We start from the raw sequence: 20,816 nt of genomic DNA on the forward strand, positions 1-20,816 counted from the left end.
GCGAACGGCCGGAACCGAAGAGGGGGAGGAGTCCGCCCATGTCCACATTGCGCGTCACCGCCGAGAAACTGGTCATCCTGGAGCACCCGAACGCCGATGCCCTGGAGCTCGCGCAGGTCGGTCTCTACCGGGCGGTGGTCGCCAAGGGCAGCTACCGGACCGGCGACTACGCCGTCTACATCCCCGAACAGGCCGTGCTCCCAGAGCAGTTGATCGGCGAGCTGGGCCTGACCGGCAAGCTGGCCGGCAGCCGGGCCGACCGGGTGCGGGCGGTTCGGCTGCGCGGTGAACTCTCCCAGGGCATCGTCTGCCGGCCCGGAGTCCTCGCCGACACCGACCTGGCGGCCGCCGCCGAGCGCGGCGAGGACTTCGCCGAACTCCTCGGGATCGTCAAGTGGCAGCCGCCGGTGCCGACGTCGATGAGCGGCGACGTGCTCAGCGCGCCGGACCTGCTGCCCTGGGTGGACATCGAGAACCTCAAGCGCTACCCCGACATCTTCGAGCCCGGCGAGCCGGTCGTGCTCACCGAGAAGCTGCACGGCAGCTGCTGCCTGGTGACGTACACCGCGGCCACCGGAGAGGTGCGGGTGTCGTCCAAGGGCATCGGCGCGCAGGGGCTCTCGCTGGTCGAGGACGAGCGCAACCTGTACTGGCGGGCGGTGCGCGCGCACGGCATCCCCGCGGTGGCGGCCCGCCTGGCCGAACGGCTCGGCGCCGAGCGGGTGGGCGTCTTCGGCGAGGTCTTCGGTACGGGGGTCCAGGACCTGACGTACGGGGCCTCCGGGCGCGCCGAGCTGCCCGGGTACGCCGCGTTCGACGTGTCGGCCGTGGTGGACGGGCGGATGGAGTGGTACTCCGCCGCCGAACTCCTCGAAGGCGAGCTGCCGTTGGTGCCCGAGCTGTGGCGCGGTCCGTTCGATCCCGAGGTCGTGCTGGGGCTGGCCCAGGGCAGGGAGACCGTCTCCGGACGGGAACTCCACCTGCGCGAGGGCGTGGTGGTCCGGCCGGTGACCGAGCGTTGGAGCATGGCGGTGGGCGGACGCGCGATCGCCAAGGTGGTCAGCGACGCCTACCTGACCCGTAAGGGCGGCACGGAGTACGAGTGACGCGACGGGGCGTCGGAGCGGGATCGGCGGGCGGGTGACGGCGAACAGATGACAGTGGACAGCTGACAGAGTTTGAAATCTGCTATCTGTTCGCTGTCATCTGTTATCTGTCACCTGTCACTTGTTCGTCGTCCGGCGCCGCAGACCGCCGCCTGAGCCCCGGGCCGACGCCCGGACGGGTGTGGTCGTCGGCCTTCCAGGCACACGACCTCTCCATTCGAACACGGCGACCGCGCTCTGCGGGCAGCTTTTCACATCTTCGGGTGGCTGATTCCGGCCCCTCGATAGCGTCCCACGCACCCCAGACCGGAAGCGCACGTGCGGCTGGCATATGACGGGCCGGCGGCCCACGTGGCCCCGCCGATCCGCCGCCGGCCGCCTGGAGTCCGCCCGGTCCGGGTTGCCCGGGCGCACCGCGAACCGCCCCCGGGTTCGACCGGTCGACCGGAGGTCCCGTGGGCACCCTCAACCATCTCGGCTTCGGCTGGCTGACGCCCGCCCTCTCGTACCTGATGGCCTGCGCCGGCGCCGCCCTCGGCCTGCGATGCACCCTGCGCGCACTCGCCGCGAGCGGCGCCGCCCGCCGGAACTGGCTGCTCGTCGCCGCCACCGCGATCGGCTCGGGCATCTGGACCATGCACTTCGTCGCCATGTTCGGATTCGCCGTCGACGGCACCGAGCTGCGCTACGACGTGCCGCTGACCGTGCTCAGCCTCGCCGTCGCCGTCCTGGTCACCGGTCTGGGCCTGGTGGTGGTCTGCTGCGGCGGTCACCGCGGCCCGGCCCTGCTGGCCGGGGGCTTCACCACCGGCATCGGCGTCTCCGCGATGCACTACCTCGGCATGGCGGCGGTCCGGATGCACGGCGGCCTGCGGTACGACGCCGGCACGGTCGCGATCTCGGTGCTCATCGCGATCGGCGCGGCCACCGCCGCCCTCTGGGCCGCCGTCACCATCCGCAACGTGTACGCGGCGGCCGCCGCCTCGCTGGCCATGGGCCTCGCCGTCACCTGCATGCACTACACCGGCATGGCCGCCGTGCACGCCCGGCTCGATCCGGCCCGGACCGGCCTGGGCGGAGCGAGCCCGATGGAGTTCGTCCTCCCGCTCGCCGTCGGGCTCGGCTCCTTCCTCTTCCTCGCCTCGGCCTTCGTCGCACTGTCGCCGCCCGCCCAGGACCGGGCCGGCGGCCACGACGAGGGTGAGCTGACGATCGAGGAGTTCCGCGTCGCCGCCGAGCACCCCGGTCCCGGGCCCCACCCCGGCCCCGGCCCCGGCGCCGGGCACCCGGGGGCCGGACGCCACGGGACCCGCGAGCGGCACGAACGCGCGGCCTGACACCCACCCGCCGTCGCCCGTCCGTTCCGGAGCCCCCGCCGGCCCCGATCGCACCGGTCCCCGCCGCCGGCCCTCCCCCTCCGTCGCCCCCTCCCCGCCCGAAAGGCGCTCCACCCATGCCTGAAGACCGCGGCGCCCCCGCCCGCCCGCCGCGTCCCGGCTCCGGGCGGCCCGGTTGCCGGGTGCGCGGCCCGCGCGGCCCGCGTGTGCTGCGCGACCTGCGGCCCAGGACCGTGCGCGCCCGGATCATCGCCCTGCTGATGGTCCCGGTGGTCTCCGTCCTCGCCCTGTGGGGGTTCGCCACCGTCACGACCGCCGAGGACGTCTGGCAGCTGCTCCGTCGGCGCGACACCCAGCGCACCCTGCTCACGCCGGTCGCCGCCACCGTGGCCGGTCTGCAGGCCGAACGGGCTGCCGCGGGGCAGCTGTTGGCCGCACCCGGCGCCGACCGGGCCGGCGCCCTGCAGGAGGCCGTGGCCGCCACCGACCGGGCGGTCGCCCCGCTCTTCCCCGATCAGGGTCGCCCCGATCAGCGTCACCAAGAACAGGGTCGCGCCGATTCGGGCCGCCCCGTCACGGCCGACGCCGGCACGGCCCGCCCCGGTTCCGGCTACAACCGGGCCGACGCGCAAGGCCTCGGTACGGACGCCGCGACCAGGCTGGACGCCCTCGGCGCCGCCCTCGGTGCGCTGCCCGGGCTGCGTGACCGGGTGTCGGCCAGAAGCGCCGACTGGTCCGAGGTGTACGCGGTGTACGGCGCCGCGGTGGACCGGGCACTGGCCGTCGCCGGCGCGCTCACCCCGGCGCCGGAGCGGCGGGCCGGCGCCGTCGCCCGCGTGCTGCCGGAGCTCGCCCGCTCCCGTGAACTCCTCTCCCGGGAGGACGCGTTGCTGCGCGCCGCCCAGCTCTCCGGAGCGCTCACCGCGGACCAGCTGCGCGAGTTCTCCGGCGTGGCCTCCGCCCGGCGGCAGTTCGAGCAGGCCCTCGTCGCCGACCTCCCCGGGGCCGATCTGCCCGGCGCCGACCCGGCGGGGACCGGTCCGGGCGCCGTGGGCCGGGCGGCACTGCTCGCCGTCACCGGAGGCCAGGACCAGCGGGATCTGGCCGACTACGAGGAACGGGTCCGTGCGGCCGGCGACCCGAAGGCGGCGCTCGCCGCGGTGGCGCCCGACCGCTGGGCCCTGGCCGCCGGCAACCTCACCCGTGACCTGCGCACCGTCGAGGACCGGGCGGGCCGGATCGCCGCCGAGGGACAGGATCCCTACACCTCGGGCCTGTTCACCCCGGCCGGGGCGGCCGTGCTGCTCGGTCTGCTCGGGCTGATCGCCTCGCTGGTGATCTCGGTGCGGATCGGGCGGAGCCTGGTCACCGAGCTGATCGGTCTGCGCGACTCGGCTCTCGACCTGGCGGGCCGCAGACTCCCGGCCACGATGCGGCGGCTGCGGGCCGGGGAACCGGTCGACGTCGAGGCCGAGGTGCCGGAGCCGGCGGGCGGCGGAGACGAGATCGGCCAGGTGCACCGGGCGCTCGGGACGGTCCGGCGGGCGGCCGTCACCGCGGCGGTGGAGCGGGCCGAGGTGCTCTCCGGAGTGTCCGGGGTGTTCGTCAACCTGGCGCGGCGCAGCCAGGTCCTGGTGCACCGCCAACTCACCCTGCTGGACGCGATGGAGCGCCGCACCGAGGACCCGTCCGAGCTCGCCGACCTGTTCCGGCTGGACCACCTCACCACCCGGATGCGCCGGCACGCCGAGGGCCTGATCATCCTCTCCGGGGCCGCCCCCGGCCGGGCCTGGCGCCGACCCGTCCCGCTGCTGGACGTGGTGCGCGCAGCCGTGTCGGAGGTCGAGGAGTACGCCCGGATCCAGCTGCACTCGCTGCCGCCCGCCGCCGTCAGCGGTGCGGCCGTCGCCGACCTCACCCACCTGGTGGCCGAGCTGGTGGAGAACGCCACCGGGTTCTCGCCGCCACGCACCCGGGTCCACGTCCGGGGCGAACTGGTCGGCAACGGCTACGCGTTGGAGATCGAGGACCGCGGCCTGGGCATGGGCCGGGCGGCCCTCGCCGCGGCCAACCGGCGGCTCGCGGCCGTGGAGCAGAGCGACCTCTTCGACAGCGATCGGCTCGGCCTGTTCGTGGTCAGCCGGCTCGCCCGGCGGCACGGCGTCCGGGTCTCGCTGGTGACCTCCGCCTACGGCGGTACCACCGCCGTCGTCCTGTTGCCCGCCGTGCTGCTGGCCGATGGCGCGGAGGGCGGGCGGCAGGTCCAGGAGTCCGAGCCGGTACCGGAGTTGGACGTCGTTCCGGTGGACGAGGGGCGCGCGCACACGGACCGGCCGGTCAGGGCGCGTCCGGGCGCGGCCTTCACCCTGGACGACGGGCTGCTGGACGGCCTGCCGGAGGGGGAGCCGGGCGGCCGGCCGCTGTCCCCGGCCGGGGACGAGCTTCCGGCGGCGGGTGGGCCGTCGCCGGAGGGTGGGGCGCTGCTGCCGTTCGGCTCCCGGGGCGGCGACCCCGGGCCGGCGCGCCGCACCCCCGCCCGGGCCTCCGCTGCCCGGGCGGGCGGACCGGCTGCGGGCGGGGAGCCCGGTCTCGCCTCCGGCCCGCAGCCCGGCCCGCAGCCCGGCCCGCAGCCTGGTCCGCGGTCTGGCCCGCAGCCCGGCCCGCAGCCCGGTCCTCCGCGGCCGGTGACCGGGCGGAGTGGCGCGGTCCTCGGGCCGTGGCCGGGTGGACAGCAGGCCCGACGAGTGGACGACGGGGGCCGCAGGGACGACGGGGACGACGGGGGCTACGGGGACGAGGAGTTGCCGCGCCGCGTCCGACAGGCGAGCCTCGCCCCGCAGCTGCGCGAGGCCCCGTCCGGTGCGGCCGCGCGCGGTGGCCGTACCACGGCCGGGTCGACGTCCGGGGAGCGGAGCCCGGAGGCGCAGGGCGCCGCGATGTCCGCGTTCCGGGCCGGATGGACGCGCGGCACGGGCTCGTTCGGGAGTTCGGGTACGGCCGGGCGCTCGGTTTCGGACGCTGACCCCGACTCCGGCCCGGACTCTGCCTCCGATACCGGCCCCGATACCGGCCCCGGCTCGGACCCCGGAGACGTCGGCGATCCCGGTGGCGGCCGCCCGCTGCGCCTGTCCAGACCCGAAGGGGACCGGTCGTGACCGGTACCGACCACCCTGCGGCGGTCTACAGGCGGCTCCTCGACGAGCCGGTCCGGCGCGCCCCCGCGTTCCGCTGCGCGGTCCGGCCCACCGCGACCACGCCGCCGTGCGCGACGGGCGGTCGGTGAGCACCGTGGCCCGCCCCCACCGGCCCCCGCAGCAGGCGCCGTCGCCACAGCAGGAACCAGCGCCACAGCAGGAACCAGCACCACAGCCGCATCCGCCGACACCACAGGAGCCACCGCCACAGCAGGCGCCCGCGCAGGACTGCGGCGCCGGGGCGGTGGCCCCGGGGCCCCACCCCCGCAACCCCCTCGCCGCCGCCCACCACGCCCGGTGGTTCGACCGCGACGCCGGCCCGCTGGTCCGTCCGTACACCGTGACGGGCGGCCGGACCGCCGCCGGCGGCCGTCGCCTCGACCTGATCGCCCTGGTGGTGAGCGAACCGCTGGCCCTCGGGGAGCTCGCGGGCCCCGGTGACTTCGGGGATCCGCCCGCGCTGCAGGTCGGTCCCGAGCAGGCGAGGATCCTCGCCCTGTGCCGGGGGACGCCACTGTCCGTGGCCGAGCTGGCCACCGAGCTCGACCTGCCGGCGGGCGTCGTGCGGGTGCTGCTCGGCGACCTGCAGGCGGCCGGACTCATCCGGGTACGCCACCCCGTTCTGCCCGCCCTGCTCCCCGACGAGCGCATCCTCCAGGAGGTCGTCCATGGACTTCACGCACTCTGACCACCCGCCCGTACCGCTGCGGCGCTCCGGACCGACCGGGCGGTCCGGACCGGCAGAGCCGACCGGGCGGTCCGGACCGGCAGAGCCGACCGGGCGGTCCGGTCGGTCCGGGCCGTCCGGACCCGACGACGGTGCCCTCGCGCTCAAGATCCTGGTGGCCGGCGGCTTCGGGGCGGGCAAGACGACGCTGGTCGGAGCGGTCAGCGAGATCCGCCCGCTCTGCACCGAGGAGCGCCTGACCGAGGCCGGCCGGGAGGTGGACGACCTCGGCGGCGTGGAGCGCAAGACCACCACGACGGTGGCGATGGACTTCGGACGGATCACCATCCGCCAGGGCCTGTCCGTCTACCTGTTCGGCACCCCGGGGCAGGACCGGTTCTGGTTCGTCTGGGACGAGTTGGCGCGCGGAGCCCTTGGTGCCGTCGTGCTCGCCGACACCCGCCGACTGACCGACTGCTTCCCCGCGGTGGACTTCTTCGAGCTCCGCGGCATCCCCTTCGTCGTCGCGGTGAACCGTTTCGCCGGGACGCGCGAGTACGGCCCCGACGAGGTCGCCCGCGCGCTGGACCTGGACCCGGGCACGCCGGTGGTCCTGTGCGACGCGCGGCTGCGGGCCTCGGGCAAGGAGGTCCTGGTCGGCCTGGTCGAGCACGCCGGCCGGGTGCACGCGGCCCGGCTGCTCGCCGACGCCGCACCCGTGCGCTGACGGCCGGACCCGGCCGGTGCGGAGCCGGCCCCGGCCGGCTCCGCGGCCTCAGCCCCGGGTCTGGAACACGATCCTGGTCCAGCTGGAGCCCGGGCAGTTGCCCCAGACGTCCCAGGCCTGCGGTCGCGCGCCGATCCACAGGCCGGTGGTGTGGGAGCCGTCGGCGCAGTAGGTGACGGTGCGCAACTGGCCCGAGTAGACGTTGCAGCGGCCCTCCCAGCGCCAGCCGTAGTCCGCGGTGATGACGCAGCGGTAGGAGGCGGCGGTGACCCCGGGCGAGGTGGCGAGGGCCTCCGTCGTGAGGGTCCGGTCCGCGGTGGTCGCGGTGGTCGCGGTGGTCGCGGTGGTTGCCGTGGTGCCGGTGGGCACGGCGGTGGCGGACAGGGTGCCGGCGGTCAGGGCGGTGGCGGGCGGGGCGGTGGTGCCGAGCACCCCGAGGACCGCCGCGGCGGCCGTCCCGAACACGGCGGTCTTCCTGGCGATGCAGCCTCGCATGGCGGTTCTCCTCGCTCGAAGGTTCCGATCGGGTGTGCGTCTCCGGCCGTCGGGGGCGGCGGCGAGCGTCAACTCCGCTGCCCCGGACGGTCGATGACGTATTGCACACGAATGACTGCGGACGGTGAAACGACGACCTATGATGTGATGCGGGTCACAGGGATTCCCCGATGGTCGCGACCGGGCCCGCCGGGGCGTTCGGGGTGCCGATTTCCGGGGAGAGCGGCATGGCGGATTGCAGCGGTCGGCGGAGCGGTGGGTGTGGCAAGGATTTCGGTCCGGGGCCGGCCGATCGCCGGTCGGCCGATTTCGACCGGGTGTTCACCGCTCTGCTCCCCAGGCTCCAGCAGGCGGCCGTGTCGCTCACCGGCAGCCCGTCGACGGCGGGGGACGTGCTGCACGACGCGTACCTGCGGATCGCGCGGCGGCCGGAGCGGTTCCTCGACCACCCCCAGCCGTACGCCTACGTGTTCACCACGATGGCGAACATCCTGCGCGACCAGTGGCGTCGCGAACGTCGGCGGGCGGTGCTGCCGGGGCCCGTCGAGGTCGTCGAGCTCCGGTGCGAGGGGGCGGCGGCCGGTTCGCCGGTCGGCGGGGTTGCGGAGCTCCAGGCGCGCTGGGAGGTGCTCCGGCTGCTGGGCTGCCTGACCGCCAAGCAGGCCCGGGTGGTGGCCCTGGTGGACCTCGACGGCTACACCGTCGACGAGGCCGCCGAGCTGCTGGGCCTGCACCGCAGCACGCTTGCCGTCACCCGGCGCCGTGCGCACGGGCGGCTGCGCGCCGCCGTCGAACGCGAACGCGAACGCGAGCGGGAACGCGAGCGGGGCGGCGAGGGTGAGGGCAGGGGCGAGTCGGGGGCCGGTCGCGGGCGGGAGTCCGGACGGGTGCCCGGCCAGGTGCCCGCGCGGGATCCGGGGAGGGAGCGCGGCTGCGGCCGGGACGGCGGCCGGGGGTGCACCCGGGAGCGGCGCCGCGGGTAGCGGCGACCGGGGTGCGGGCGGCCCCCGACGCACCGGGCTGACGGGATGTCAGCTGATGTGCGACCCCGGCCCGTACGCTGAAAATCGTGATCACGTACGAGGACCACCGCCTGCGCGCCCTGGCCGACGACGGCCGCTGGCCCGAACTGTTGGCCGCCTACCGGCAAGGCCGGGCGGCCGCCGTGGAGCGGGCCGGGGAGGAGTCCGCGGCGGCGCTGACGGCGCCGCTCGGCCACCTGATCGCCTACTCGGCGCCGCCGGAGCTGGCCGTCCGGCTGTTCGACCGGGAGGGCGGCCCGGGGACCGTCGCCGGGGTCGTCGACCACGACGCCGGCCCGATCTGGGAGGTGCTGGCGACCCGGCACTCCTGGCTGCGACTGGCCCCGCTGCTGAGCCCGGCGCCGGTGCGCCGCCTGGTCGCCCAGACCCGGGTGCTGCTCGGCGAGGACCTCTCCTACGGGGCCGAGCCCGATCCGGAGGGCGTGCCGCTGCGGCTGGAGCCGTGGGAGAACGCCGGGTGGGAGGAGGGTGCGCGGGTGCGCGAGTACCTGCCGTGCGGGGGCGCGCGCAGCGCCCTGCTGACCCTGCCGGCCAGCCGGGAGGGGCTGGCCGAGGTGCTGCTGCCGCCACCGGGCGTACGCCTGGGCGGGCAGCGGGCCACCCGGGCGCTGGCCGCGCTGGCGGACTGGGCGGAGGTGGTCTGCGTCCGCGGACCGGCCCCGCAGGCGGCGGCCCAGCTGGCCCGTACGGCGAGGGTCACCGGCGGCTACCTGCCCTTCGCGCTGGCCTATCCGGCACTGGTGCAGGCCGCCGCGGCGGGCCGGGAGCGCGGTTCGGCGCACGGCCGGCTGGCGCTGTGGCGGGCCCTGGCCGCGATGGCGGGGGTGGACGGCCTGGACGGTCCGGAGCGGGTGGAGGTCGACGCGTTGGTGGCCCGGATGCGCTGCTTCGTCTGGCTGGAGCCGGCGGCGGGGCTGCGCCATCTGCACGTCGCGCTGGAGGACCCGGCCTGTGGTCTGGCCTGGGCGGTGAGCGGCTCGGAGGACCTCTGACCGAGGCCGTGGGCGGGATCACCGGAGGTCCGGCCCGGAGGGCGGACGGCTCGGGACGGCGGGGCTGCTCGGAAGTGCGGACGGCTCGGGGAGCACGGGCGGCCCCGGGAGGGTGGACGGTCCGGCCCGGAAGGCCACTGGCCCGGGCGGCGGGCGGGTCGCCGTCCGGGCCAGTGGCCCGCGGTGATCGCGGGACCCCCGGTCCGGCGCCGTTTTCCGGGGGAGGTGGTGGCGCCGGACCGGGGGAGTGTGGGGAGCGGCGGAGCGCTCAGGCGGCCGTGGCCGCGCCGTTCTGGGCGGGGACGGTCTCCGGGGAGTCGGTTCCCGCCGCCGCCGGGGTGGCCGCCGACGTCCCGGCCGGGGCGCCGTGCGTGCCGTGCGGCGCGCCGTGCGACCCGGTGTCCGGCCCGCCGTGCGTGTCGACGAGGGTCTGCTCGTCGAAGGGCAGCTCGCCGGCGAGCACCCGGCGGGCGCGCCCGGCGTCGAGTTCACCGGTCCACTGGCCGATCAGCACGGTGGCGACGGCGTTGCCCGCGAAGTTGGTGAGGGCTCGGGCCTCGGACATGAAGCGGTCGATGCCGACGATCAGGCCGACGCCGTCCACCAGCGCGGGCTTGTGGGACTGCAGTCCGCCCGCCAGGGTGGCCAGTCCGGCGCCGGTGACCCCGGCCGCGCCCTTGCTCGCGATCACCATGAAGACCAGCAGCGAGAGCTGCTCGCCGATCGACATCGGCTTGTCCATCGCCTCGGAGATGAAGATCGACGCCATGGTCAGGTAGATCGCGGTGCCGTCGAGGTTGAAGCTGTAGCCGGTCGGGACGGTGATGCCGACGACCGGGCGGCTCACGCCCAGGTGCTCCATCTTGGCGATCAGGCGGGGCAGCGCGCTCTCGGAGGAGGAGGTGGAGAGGATCAGCAGGAACTCACGGCCGAGGTAGCGCAGCAGCGCGAACACGTTGACCCCGGCGACCAGGCGCAGCAGCGTGCCCAGCACCACGACGACGAACAGGACGCAGGTCGCGTAGAAGCCGATCATGATGACGGCGAGGCTCTTCAGGGCGGCGGTCCCGGTCGCCCCGACGACGGCGGCCATCGCCCCGAAGGCGCCGATCGGCGCCACCCACATGATCATCGACATGACCCGGAAGACCAGGCGCTGCAGGTGCTCGATCCCCCGCAGCACGGGGGCGCCGACCGGGCCCATGGCCTGCAGGGCGAAGCCGGCCAGCAGCGCGACCAGCAGCGTCTGCAGCACCTTGCCCTCGGTGAGCGCCGAGAACATCGTGGTGGGGATCATGCCGAGCAGGAAGTCGGCGGTCGACTGGGCCCCGCCGGCGGCGGCCTGGGCGTGGCCGGACTTGGCGAGCGCGGCGGTCAGGTGCAGACCGCCGCCGGGCTCCAGCAGGTTGCCGACGGCCAGGCCGATGGCCAGGGCGACGGTCGACATGGCGAGGAAGTAGCCGAGGGCGAGGCCGCCGACCTTGCCGACCTTGGCGGCCTTGGTCACCGAGCCGATGCCCAGCACGATGGTGCAGAAGATCACCGGGCTGATCATCATCTTGATCAGATTGACGAAGCCGGTGCCGACCGGCTTCAGCTCCACGGCGAAACCGGGGGCCGCGAGCCCGACCACCACGCCCGCGACCACGGCGGCGATCACGGCGAGGTAGAGGTAGTGCGTCCTGTCCCGGCGTCTGGATCCCCCCGCCGGTGCGGCTGCATCGATCGACATCTGCGGCTCCTTCGCCCTGCGGTCCTGGCGGCCCCGGGTGGTGGGCCGCTCCGACTATCGGGCCCGGCCGTGACGGAGGTCACGTTTGCGTTCATAGAGTTCACGGCGGACGGGTGCGACGGGCCCCCTGACGGCCGTCGGGGCGTGGTGCACACTGGCAGGCATGTCCGTGCGCACCGCCCCCGCCCCCGCGCGGCGGCGAGTCCTCCCGCCCCGTCCCGGCCCCCGCCTCCCGCGCCGACCGGTGCGCAGCCTGGCCGGTCAGCTCTTCGTCGTCCAGGTGGTCATCGTCGCCGCCGTGGTGGCCGGTGGTGCGGTGCTCGCCTACCTGTTCACCGCCGGGCGCACCGAGGACGCGGCCCGCCGCCAGGTCACCGCCGTCGCCCACGCCGTGGCCGACACGCCGTCGGTGCGCGCCGCCGTCACCCAGCCCGACCCGACCGCGCTGCTCCAGCCCTACGTCGAGCAGGTCCGGGTGGACACCGGGGTCTCCTTCATCACCGTGATGGACACCGGCGGGGTGCGCTGGACCCACCCGCTGCCCGACCAGATCGGCAAGCGCTTCCTCGGCCACATCGACTGGGCGCTCGCGGGGCAGACCCGCAGCGAGACCTACACCGGCACGCTCGGCCCGTCCGTCCGGGTCGTCACCCCGGTGCTGGACGACCGGCACCGGGTGATCGCGCTGGTCAGCGCGGGCCTCACGGTGGAGTCCATCTCCGCGCAGCTGAGCGGCCCGCTGCTCGCCCTGGTCGGGGTGGCGGTCGCCGCGCTGGCGCTGGGCGGCGCCGGCACCTATCTGGCCAACTCCCGGCTGCGCAGGCACACCCACGGCATGGGACCGGCCGAGCTCAGCCACCTCTACGAGTACCACCAGGCCACCCTGCACTCGGTGCGCGAGGGGCTGGTGCTGCTCGACCGCGCGCACCGGGTGGTGCTCTGCAACGACGCCGCCCGCGACCTGCTCGGGCTGGCCGGAGCCGTGGACGGCCGGCCGGTGGCGGACCTGGGGCTGCCGCAGGCGCTCGTCGACGCCGTCCTCGGGGACGAACCGGTGCGGGACGAGGTGCACCTGACCGCCGAGCGGGTGGTGGTGCTCAACACCTCCACCATCGGCACCGGCCTCGGCCGCGTGGTGACCCTGCGCGACCACACCGAACTGCAGTCCCTCAGTGGCGAGTTGGATTCCGTCCGCGGATTCACCGAAGCGCTCGGGGCGCAGGCGCACGAGGCCGCCAACCGGCTGCACGCCGTCGTCTCCCTGGTCGAACTCGGCCGCCACGAACAGGCGGTGGAGTTCGCCACCGCCGAACTCGCGCTCGCCCAGCAGCTCACCGACCGGGTCGTCGCGGCCGTCGGCGAACCGGTGCTGGCCGCGCTGCTGCTCGGCAAGGCCGCCCAGGCGGCCGAGCGGGGCGTCGAGTTGACCCTCACCGGGGACAGCCGGATCGACGACGGGGTGATCCCGCCCGGGCTCTCCCCGCGGGACCTGATCACCGTCCTCGGCAACCTGATCGACAACGCCGTGGACGCCGCCATCGCCGGCGCGGCCCGGAGTCCGGTGCCGCCGGAGGTCACCGTCACCGCACGGATCGACGGTGCGGCTGCGGACGGTGCCGCACCGGGCCCGGGCGCGGGAGTGGACGGTGCCGGCCTGGGCGCGGACGGTGCCGGCGTGGGAGTGGACGGTGCGGATGCGGGCCCGGGGCCGGGTGCGGACGGGCACCTGCTGCTGCGGGTCGCCGACACCGGTGCGGGGATCGACCCGTCCGCCGTCGAGGACGTGTTCCGCCGCGGCTGGAGCACCAAGCAGGACGGCCACGGTCACGGCCTCGGGCTGGCGCTGGTCGCCCAGGCCGCCCGGCGCAACGGCGGCACGGTCGAGGTCGGCCGGGACCGCGGCGCGGTGCTCACCGTCCGGCTGCCGCTCGCCGGGCCGGCCCGCGCGCGACGGCAGGACGGTCCGGCCCGCCCGGGCGCCGGGCGGGAGCGGGAAGCGGTGCCGTCCCCGTGAGCGCGACCGCACCCCCGCCGGGGATCTCCGTGCTGGTCGTCGAGGACGACCCGGTGGCCGCCGCCGCGCACACCCTCTACGTGGAGCGCGAACCGGGCTTCCGCGCCGCCGGCACCGTCCACAGCTGCGCCGACGCGCTGCGCTTCCTGGACCGCGCCCGGAGCGCCGGGACGCCCGTCGACCTCACGCTGCTCGACCTCTACCTGCCGGACGGCCACGGCCTCCAGCTCTGCCGGACGCTGCGCGCTGCCGGCCACACCACCGACGTCATCGCGGTGACCTCGGCCCGGGACCTCGCGATGGTCCGCCAGGCGGTGTCCGCTGGCGTCGTCCAGTACCTGCTGAAGCCGTTCGGCGCCGCCGCCCTGCACGACCGCCTGGAGCGCTACGCCCGGTACCGCGACAGCCTCGGGCGCACCGGCGAGGCGACCGGGCAGGACGAGGTCGACCAGGCGTTCGCGCTGCTCCGCACGCCGGAGCGGAACAGCCTGCCGAAGGGGCTGAGCGCGCCCACCCTGGACGCCGTCGCCTCGGTGCTGCGCGAGGCGGCGACGGGGCTGTCCGCGGCCGCGGCGGGCGCCGCCGCCGGGGTCTCCCGGATCACCGCGCGCCGCTACCTCGAGCACCTGGTCGACACCGGGCGGGCGGTGCGGGAGCCGCAGTACGGCAACGTCGGCCGGCCGGAGCTCTGCTACCGCTGGAAGGGGCGGGCGTGACCTTTCGGCGCGCCGCTCGTTGGCAGGACCGGGGGAAGTTCACCCACTCGGGTGGTTCTGGGCACCCGGGGGCATCCCTCCAGGTCAGGGGCGATAAAGTTAGGCTTACCTAACTTCCTCTGGGGGTCCGCTTTGTCGCTCGCCGCCGTTCCCGCCCAGGCCCAGGCCACCACCGCGACACAGGGCCGGTCCCCGTCCTTGGGTGAGGCCGTCCTGCGCCGTCAGCGCGTGCGCGAGTCCGCCGCCCGGACGTACGCCCGGTCCTTCCCCATCGTCCCGGTGCGCGCCAACGGCATGACCGTCGAGGGCGCCGACGGGCGACGCTACCTGGACTGCCTCTCCGGTGCCGGGACGCTGGCCCTGGGGCACAACCACCCGGTGGTCCTGGAGGCGATCCGCCGCACCCTCGACAGCGGCGCCCCGCTGCACCTGCTCGACCTCGCCACCGCCGAGAAGGACGACTTCACCACCGCGCTGTTCGAGAGCCTGCCCGCCGAGTTCGCCGCCCGCGCCCGGATCCACTTCTGCGGGCCCGCGGGGACGGACGCCGTCGAGGCGGCACTCAAGCTGATGCAGACCGCCACCGGCCGCGCCGGCGCGCTCGCCTTCACCGGCGGCTACCACGGCATGACCGCGGGGGCCCTCGCGCTCACCGGCAACGTCGCCGTCAAGGAGCCGCTGCCGAGCGGTGGCGAGGTGGTCCGGCTGCCCTACCCGTACGGCTACCGCTGCCCGTTCGGCGTCGGCGGCGAGGCGGGCGCCGACCTCGCCGCGACCTACGTCGAGCGGCTGCTGGACGACCCCTCTGGCGGGGTCGTGCCCCCTGCCGCGATGGTTCTGGAGGCCGTCCAGGGCGAGGGCGGCGTCGTCCCGGCGCCCGACGGCTGGCTGCGCGCGATGCGCCAGATCACCGCCGAGCGCGGCATCCCGCTGATCGTCGACGAGGTGCAGACCGGCGTCGGCCGCACCGGCGCGATGTGGGCCGTCGAGCACAGCGGCGTCGTCCCGGACGCCATGGTGCTCTCCAAGGCGATCGGCGGCAGCCTGCCGCTCGCCGTCGTCGTCTACCGCGAGGACTACGACGGCTGGCGGCCCGGCGCGCACACCGGCACCTTCCGCGGCAACACCCTCGCCATGGCCGCCGGCGCCGCCACCCTGCGGTACGTCACCGCGCACGGGCTGGCCGAGCGTGCGGCCCTCGTCGGCGAACGGATGACCGGCCGACTGCGCGACCTCGCCGGCGAACTGCCGGTGATCGGCGACGTGCGCGGGCGCGGCCTGATGATCGGCGTCGAGCTCGTCGACCCGAGCGGAGCGCCGGACGCCTGCGGAGCCCACCCCGCCGACCCGGCGTTCGCCGTCCGGGTCCGGGAGGCCTGCCTGGAGCGCGGCCTGATCGTGGAACTCGGCGGCCGGCACGACGCGGTGCTGCGGCTGCTCCCGCCGCTCACCATCACGGACGAGCAGGCCGCCGCGGTCCTCGACCGGCTCGCCGACGCCATCGCGTCGGCGTCGGCCGCGTCCGCCGGGTCGGCCGTCTCAGTCGGGTCCGCCAGATCGGCCGGGTCGGCCGGGAGCGGGCAGGGGCGTGGGGCCGGGTCGGCCGCCGAGGTCCGGGGCGCCGAGTGACCGCCGGGCCCGGGACGGGCTCCGGTTCCGGGGCTGACTCCGGTTCGGGCTCCGGGGCTGACTCCGGCCCCGGCTCTGGCCCTGGCCCTGGCCCCGGCCCCGGAGAAGACGCGGGCTCCGGTGGGGCCGCGGGTTCGGCGCCGGGTGGGGGCTCCGGGCCGGGCGGCGGCGGAAGTCCCGGCGACCTGCCCGAACTGCCGGACGATCCGGACCCGTTGGACGCCCTCGCCGGCGGCGCCGGCGGGCCCGGCGCGCTCGGGCCGCTGCTGGCCACCGTCCTCGACGCGCTCGACGAGGGCATCGCCCGGCGCGGCGGTCCACTGCCCGCGGGCAGCCCCGCCGAGATCGGCGCCCTGGTCGCCGACGCGCTGGCGGGCGCCTCCGGCCCCGACGCCCTCGCCCGGCTCACCGAACTCCTCGCCTACGGCGCCGCCGATCCCGCCGACCCGGCCTGTGCGGCCCACCTGCACTGCCCCCCGCTCGCGGTGGCCGCCGCCGCCGACCTCGCGGTCAGCGCCCTCAACCCCTCCCAGGACTCCTGGGACCAGGCCCCCGCCGCCACCGCGATGGAGACCGCCCTGCTCGCGGAGCTCGCGGCCCTGGTCGGCTACGACCCGGCCCGCTCCGCGGGCGTCCTCACCTCCGGCGGCACCGAGTCCAACCTGATGGGACTGATGCTGGCGCGTGACCAGAAGCTCGACGGCATCGTCGAGTTGGACGGCATCCCGGACGGCGTCCGGCCGTGCATCGTGGCCTCCGAGACCGCACACTTCTCCGTCCAGCGCGCCGCGGCCCTGCTCGGCCTCGGCGAGCGAGCCGTCGCCACCGTCCCGGTCGACCGCCAACTGCGGATGGGGGCAGCGGAGTTGGAGCGCGTCCTGGCCGAGGTCAGCTGGTCCGGGCGCACCCCGATCGCCGTCGTGGCGACGGCCGGCACCACCGACACCGGCGGCATCGACCCGCTGCACGCCGCCGCCGACCTCGCCGGCCGCTACGGCGCCTGGCTGCACGTCGACGCCGCGTACGGCGGCGGCGCCCTGCTCTCCGACCGACTCGCCCCGCTCCTCGACGGCATCGAGCGCGCCGACTCCGTCTCCCTCGACTGGCACAAGCTCGGCTGGCAGCCCGCCGCCGCCGGCGTCTTCCTGGTCCGGCGGACCGAGACCTACGTCTCGCTCGCCCGCCGCGCGGAGTACCTCAACCCCGTCGACGACGAGCAGGCCGGCTACCCCAGCCTGCTGGGCCGCTCGCTGCGCACCACCCGGCGGGCCGACGCCTTCAAGCTCGCCGTCACCCTGCGCACCCTCGGCCGCGACGGGCTCGGCCGGCTCGTGGACGCCTGCCACGAGCTGGCCCTGGTCGCGGCCGAGGCGGTCCGCGCCGAGCCGTCGCTCGAACTCCACGCCGAACCCGTGCTGACCGCCCTGCTGTTCCGCTACCGGCCGCCGGGGTCGGCGGACGAGGCGGTCCTCGACGAGGTCAACGGGAGGCTGCGGCGCCTGCTGCTGCGCTCCGGGCGGGCCGTGGTCGGGCGGACCGAGCTGCCCGGCGGCGGGCCGGGCCGGGTGCGGCTCAAGCTCACCCTGCTCAACCCGCACACCACGCCGGGGGAGGTGCGCGCACTGCTGCGCGAGGTGGTGGTGGCCGGCCGGCGGGCCTCGGGGGACCGGTCCGGCTAGCCGGTCCGTTCGTACGGCGTCGTTCTCCTTTCGATTCCAAAACAAATGCCTTCTCCGGCGCCGATGTTGGAGGAAGCGACACTGGTGTGAGAGGGTGCCGGGGCGATATTCAACCGCTCCCGGAATGCGTCCGTGGACATACCTTCGCGAGGGCGTACAGGCTGTTTCCGGCCGCCCGGTGATCACATTTCGCCAACCCCCGGGCAGGGCTTGCGGAGATCCCGAACAGCGGCGGTAACTTCATGTGGTCGCAGCCCCACCTTGCGCACACGGCACCCCGGGGTAGGCCGCCTGACCAGGTGCGAGCCGTGATCCTCGATGAGCGGAACCTGACATCCGGGTGAACTCCGCCTACCCGCCGTGCACTTCTGTGAATCCCGGTAAATCCACGTGAACACCGTCCAGTGACCAATGCTGCGAAGCGGAGCCAAAGGCATGCGCGAAACCCTCCCGGACGAGATCCCGATACGCCCGACGGCCGACGTGTCGGCCGGCTACGAGGCACTGCCGTACTCCCGCCGCTGCCGGGAGATCTGGCGGCGCGGGGAGCACCTGCTCATCGGCGTCAGCCCGGGGAACAGCTATTTCAGTCACCGCCGGATCGCCGAACTCGTCGGGTGGGGGAGCGGGTTCTTCGAGCGCATCGACATCGTCTACGCGGACCTCCACGTGGCGACCCAGTTCGAGACCTTCGGCTACACGCCGGAACACGCCCGGCGGCGCGCCGGCAAGGAGGTCAAGGCCACCGCCCGCCGGATCGAACGCGGGGTGGAGGAGTCCGGCCGCCCCTGCCCCGTCCGGGTGCACGCCCTCTCCGAGTTCACCGGCGACGACCACTACCGCCGCCTGCACCGGCAGGCCGTCGAGGCGCTGCAGACCGATCCGGCGTACCGGACCGCCGCCGAGAACATGGCGCGCGGATTCCTGGCCGCCCGGCTGGACGAGGGGCTGGCGCCCAGCGAGGCGCAACTCGCGGCCGGCGTCCGGTACATCACGGCCGAGCTGCCGTTCTTCCTGGACACCCCGGCGCTGCTCGGGGTGACCACCTCGGTCAGCTGCTACCACCTGCAGCTCCCGCTCACCCACGTGCTGTTCGGGCGTGACGAGGGTCTGCGGGCGGCGCCCGGCCAGGCCTACGCGGTGGTCCGCCCGGCCGCCGTGCCGTCCGTACCGCCGCTGCCCTCCCTGCCCGCCCGCGCCGCCTGACCGCCGCCGGCCCGATCGCCAGCGTCTGACCGCCGCCGGCCCGATCGCCGCCGCCCGCCCGCTGTCACCCCACCGCCGCCGGCCGTTCCGCCTGCCGCCCGTGCTGCTTGCCGCCCGCGCCCGGCCGCCGATCCGCCCGAGGAGCCACCACCGTGACCGACCTGCTGACGACCGACCCGACCGTCTTCCCGCTCCCCAGGAGGGGGGACGTCCTGCCCGAGGAGGCCACCCGCCTGCGCGAGGAACGCCCGATCGCCGGCATCCGCACCCTCACCGGCGACCCGGCCTGGCTGGTGAGCAGCTACGCGCTCGCCAAGCAGGTGCTCGAGGACGAACGGTTCAGCCTCAAGGACACCGCCAACCCCGGTGTGCCGCGCCAGTACGCGCTGACCATCCCGCCCGAGGTGGTCAACAACATGGGCAACATCAACAGCTCCGGGCTGCGCAACGCCGTCATGAAGACCCTCTCACCGCGCGCCGACCGGGAGCTCGACGGCTGGCTCCAGGCCGAGGCCCACCGGCTGATCGACGACCTGCTGGCCCAGGGCGCGCCCGGCGAACTGCGCGACGGCTTCACCGAGCCCTACTCCGCCGCCCTGCACTGCCGGCTGCTCGGCATCCCGTCGGACGACTGGCGGCGGCTGATGGCCGGCATCGACGTCGCCTTCCTCACCAGCCCGGTGCCCTTCGCGGGTTCGGCGCCCAACTGGTACAAGGACCTCGGCTACATGCTCGGGCGGCTCAACGCCGACCCGGCGCCGGTCGACGGCCTGCTCGGCCGGTTCGTCGAGCTGCGCCGCTCCCCGGACGTCTCCGACCGGGTGAGCGACGAACTGCTCGCCACCGTCGCGCTGTCACTGTTCGGGGCGGGCGCCGTGTCCACCTCCTCGTTCCTGCTCAACGCCGTCGTCTACCTCTGCGAGCAGCCCGAACTCGCCGAGCGGCTGCGGCGCGAGCCCGCACTGATCGGGCGCGCGGTGGACGAACTGCTGCGGGTCAACCTGTCGATCGGCGACGCGCTGCCGCGGCTGGCGACGGCCGACGTGCAGGTGGGCGACGTCCTGGTGCGGGCCGGCGAGCTGGTGCTGGTGCTGGTCGAGGGGGCCAACTACGACCCGGCGGTCTTCCCGGACCCGGAGCGGATCGACTTCGACCGGACGGACAACCCGCACCTCGCCTTCGGCGCGGGCCGGCACTTCTGCCCGGCCTCGGCGCTCGGCCGCACGCACGCCGAGATCGCGATCGCCGCGCTGGTGGAGCGGCTGCCGGGCCTGCGGCTCGCCCTGCCGGCCGACCAGCTGGCCTGGCGGCCGGGGTTCATCAAGCGGATGCCGGAGCGGCTGCCCGTGGTGTGGTGACGGGCCAGTGGTGTGGTGACCGGCCCGTTGCCTGGTGACGGGCGTGCCCGCGCCGGCCGTCAGCCCCGGGAGCGCGCGCCCGCGCCGGTCGTCAGTCCCGGAGCAGGACGGCCCGGGTGAGCTCCCAGGTCTCCGGGTCGGCCGCGACCAGCAGGCCGTCCTCGCCGCCGGGGGCCTCCGGGCGGTACGGGTTGCCGTCCAGCCGGGAGGACACGCCGCCGGCCTCGGTGACGAGCAGGGAGCCGGGGGCGTGGTCCCAGGGCAGGGTGCGCCAGTAGAGGATGAAGTCGCAGCGGCCCTCGACGACGTCGGGGTACTCGATCCCGGCGGCGTGCCGGCCGGGCGAGACCTCGCCGAAGGCCGCGGCGTTGGCCCGCAGCCGTTCCTGGCGGTCCGGTTCCAGGAAGCGGCTCTTGACCGATCCGCGCAGCTTCGCGGCGTCGTGCGGCGCCGGCGGCCGGGTCAGCCGGATGCCGTCGCGCCAGGACCCGGCGCCCAGTTCGGCGCGGTAGGCGGTGGCGGTGGCGGGTTGCCAGATCCAGGAGGCGACGGTCCGTCCGGAGCGGACCAGGGAGCACATGACGGCGTAGTCGGGGCGGCCGGCGACGAAGTTGGCGGTGCCGTCGACCGGGTCGACCAGCCAGGCGGCGGGCTCGTCGTGCAGGGCCCGCGCGAGTGCCGGGTCGGCGGCGACGGCCTCCTCGCCGACCACGGGGACCGGCAGCAGCTCGCGCAGGCGGCGGGCGATGATCGCTTCGGCCTCGCGGTCCGCGACCGTCACGACCTCGCCGGGTGCCTTCTCCATCACCTCGCCGGCGGCCAGCGCCCGGAAGCGCGGCTCCACCGCCTCGGCCGACGCCTCGGCGAGTATCTCCGCCACCTTGTCCATCAGCACCTTCGCGCTCCCTTCGCTGCCTCCAC

The 20,816-nt window shown here is 75.5% G+C and carries 16 protein-coding genes; 13 read left to right on the forward strand and 3 right to left on the reverse strand.

All coding sequences use genetic code 11. From position 1 onward, the window contains the following. Positions 1–38 precede the first annotated feature (38 nt). The 5 genes from ACIA8Q_RS03465 (at position 39) to ACIA8Q_RS03485 (ending at position 7,031) form a co-directional block, all read left to right on the forward strand. Entirely contained in the window at positions 39–1,106 is a 1,068-nt protein-coding gene (locus ACIA8Q_RS03465; RefSeq protein ID WP_360205392.1) for an RNA ligase (ATP), read from the forward strand. A gap of 455 nt (positions 1,107–1,561) precedes the next feature. Next, positions 1,562–2,443, forward strand: a complete 882-nt coding sequence (locus ACIA8Q_RS03470; RefSeq protein ID WP_396316699.1) for an MHYT domain-containing protein — start codon at positions 1,562–1,564, stop codon at positions 2,441–2,443. Between the two features lie 116 nt (positions 2,444–2,559). Continuing rightward, positions 2,560–5,598, forward strand: coding sequence for a nitrate- and nitrite sensing domain-containing protein (locus ACIA8Q_RS03475; protein WP_396316700.1), 3,039 nt, complete (start codon positions 2,560–2,562; stop codon positions 5,596–5,598). Between the two features lie 283 nt (positions 5,599–5,881). Further along, a complete protein-coding gene (locus ACIA8Q_RS03480; protein WP_360205400.1) occupies positions 5,882–6,325 on the forward strand; it encodes a DUF742 domain-containing protein in 444 nt (147 codons plus the stop codon). Next, positions 6,306–7,031 (forward strand): GTP-binding protein, encoded by a 726-nt coding sequence (locus ACIA8Q_RS03485; RefSeq protein WP_396316701.1) that lies wholly within the window; start codon positions 6,306–6,308, stop codon positions 7,029–7,031. The genes ACIA8Q_RS03480 and ACIA8Q_RS03485 overlap by 20 nt, the downstream gene beginning before the upstream one ends. Positions 7,032–7,079: 48 nt before the next feature. Here ACIA8Q_RS03485 and ACIA8Q_RS03490 read toward each other — a convergent pair whose 3' ends face one another. Then, positions 7,080–7,526, reverse strand: a complete 447-nt coding sequence (locus tag ACIA8Q_RS03490; RefSeq protein WP_360205405.1) for a hypothetical protein — start codon at positions 7,524–7,526, stop codon at positions 7,080–7,082. Positions 7,527–7,843: 317 nt separating this feature from the next. Between ACIA8Q_RS03490 and ACIA8Q_RS03495 the strand changes: the two genes are divergently transcribed. Further along, positions 7,844–8,509 carry an RNA polymerase sigma factor gene (locus tag ACIA8Q_RS03495; RefSeq protein WP_360205408.1) on the forward strand — a complete coding sequence of 222 codons (666 nt, stop codon included), beginning with the start codon at positions 7,844–7,846 and terminating at the stop codon, positions 8,507–8,509. Positions 8,510–8,595: 86 nt separating this feature from the next. Next, positions 8,596–9,561, forward strand: coding sequence for a hypothetical protein (locus tag ACIA8Q_RS03500; RefSeq protein ID WP_360205411.1), 966 nt, complete (start codon positions 8,596–8,598; stop codon positions 9,559–9,561). Positions 9,562–9,829: 268 nt separating this feature from the next. On the opposite strand, the gene ACIA8Q_RS03505 is transcribed toward ACIA8Q_RS03500, so the two are convergent. Then, positions 9,830–11,293 carry a cation:dicarboxylate symporter family transporter gene (locus tag ACIA8Q_RS03505; RefSeq protein WP_387897158.1) on the reverse strand — a complete coding sequence of 488 codons (1,464 nt, stop codon included), beginning with the start codon at positions 11,291–11,293 and terminating at the stop codon, positions 9,830–9,832. Positions 11,294–11,456: 163 nt separating this feature from the next. On the opposite strand from ACIA8Q_RS03505, the gene ACIA8Q_RS03510 reads away from it, so the two are divergent. The 6 genes from ACIA8Q_RS03510 (at position 11,457) to ACIA8Q_RS03535 (ending at position 19,895) form a co-directional block, all read left to right on the forward strand. Next, positions 11,457–13,307 (forward strand): ATP-binding protein, encoded by a 1,851-nt coding sequence (locus tag ACIA8Q_RS03510; protein WP_396316702.1) that lies wholly within the window; start codon positions 11,457–11,459, stop codon positions 13,305–13,307. After that, entirely contained in the window at positions 13,304–14,023 is a 720-nt protein-coding gene (locus ACIA8Q_RS03515) for a response regulator (RefSeq protein ID WP_360205418.1), read from the forward strand. Before ACIA8Q_RS03510 ends, ACIA8Q_RS03515 begins: the two co-directional genes overlap by 4 nt. A gap of 198 nt (positions 14,024–14,221) precedes the next feature. Continuing rightward, a complete protein-coding gene (locus tag ACIA8Q_RS03520; protein ID WP_396316703.1) occupies positions 14,222–15,652 on the forward strand; it encodes a diaminobutyrate--2-oxoglutarate transaminase family protein in 1,431 nt (476 codons plus the stop codon). 215 nt (positions 15,653–15,867) lie between these two features. After that, positions 15,868–17,331, forward strand: a complete 1,464-nt coding sequence (locus ACIA8Q_RS03525; RefSeq protein ID WP_360205424.1) for a pyridoxal-dependent decarboxylase — start codon at positions 15,868–15,870, stop codon at positions 17,329–17,331. Positions 17,332–17,766: 435 nt separating this feature from the next. Continuing rightward, positions 17,767–18,537: a tRNA-dependent cyclodipeptide synthase gene (locus ACIA8Q_RS03530; RefSeq protein WP_360205426.1), complete on the forward strand. Its 771-nt coding sequence runs from the start codon at positions 17,767–17,769 to the stop codon at positions 18,535–18,537. A gap of 152 nt (positions 18,538–18,689) precedes the next feature. Continuing rightward, positions 18,690–19,895 (forward strand): cytochrome P450, encoded by a 1,206-nt coding sequence (locus tag ACIA8Q_RS03535; protein WP_360205428.1) that lies wholly within the window; start codon positions 18,690–18,692, stop codon positions 19,893–19,895. A gap of 91 nt (positions 19,896–19,986) precedes the next feature. Here the strand turns inward: ACIA8Q_RS03535 and ACIA8Q_RS03540 are convergent, their stop codons facing one another. Continuing rightward, the gene (locus tag ACIA8Q_RS03540) at positions 19,987–20,784 is read right to left on the reverse strand and encodes an inositol monophosphatase family protein (protein WP_360205475.1); all 798 of its coding nucleotides are present in this window, start codon (positions 20,782–20,784) and stop codon (positions 19,987–19,989) included. Positions 20,785–20,816 lie beyond the last annotated feature (32 nt).

The organism is Kitasatospora sp. NPDC051705 (assembly GCF_044453265.1).
Taxonomy (GTDB): Bacteria; Actinomycetota; Actinomycetes; order Streptomycetales; family Streptomycetaceae; genus Kitasatospora.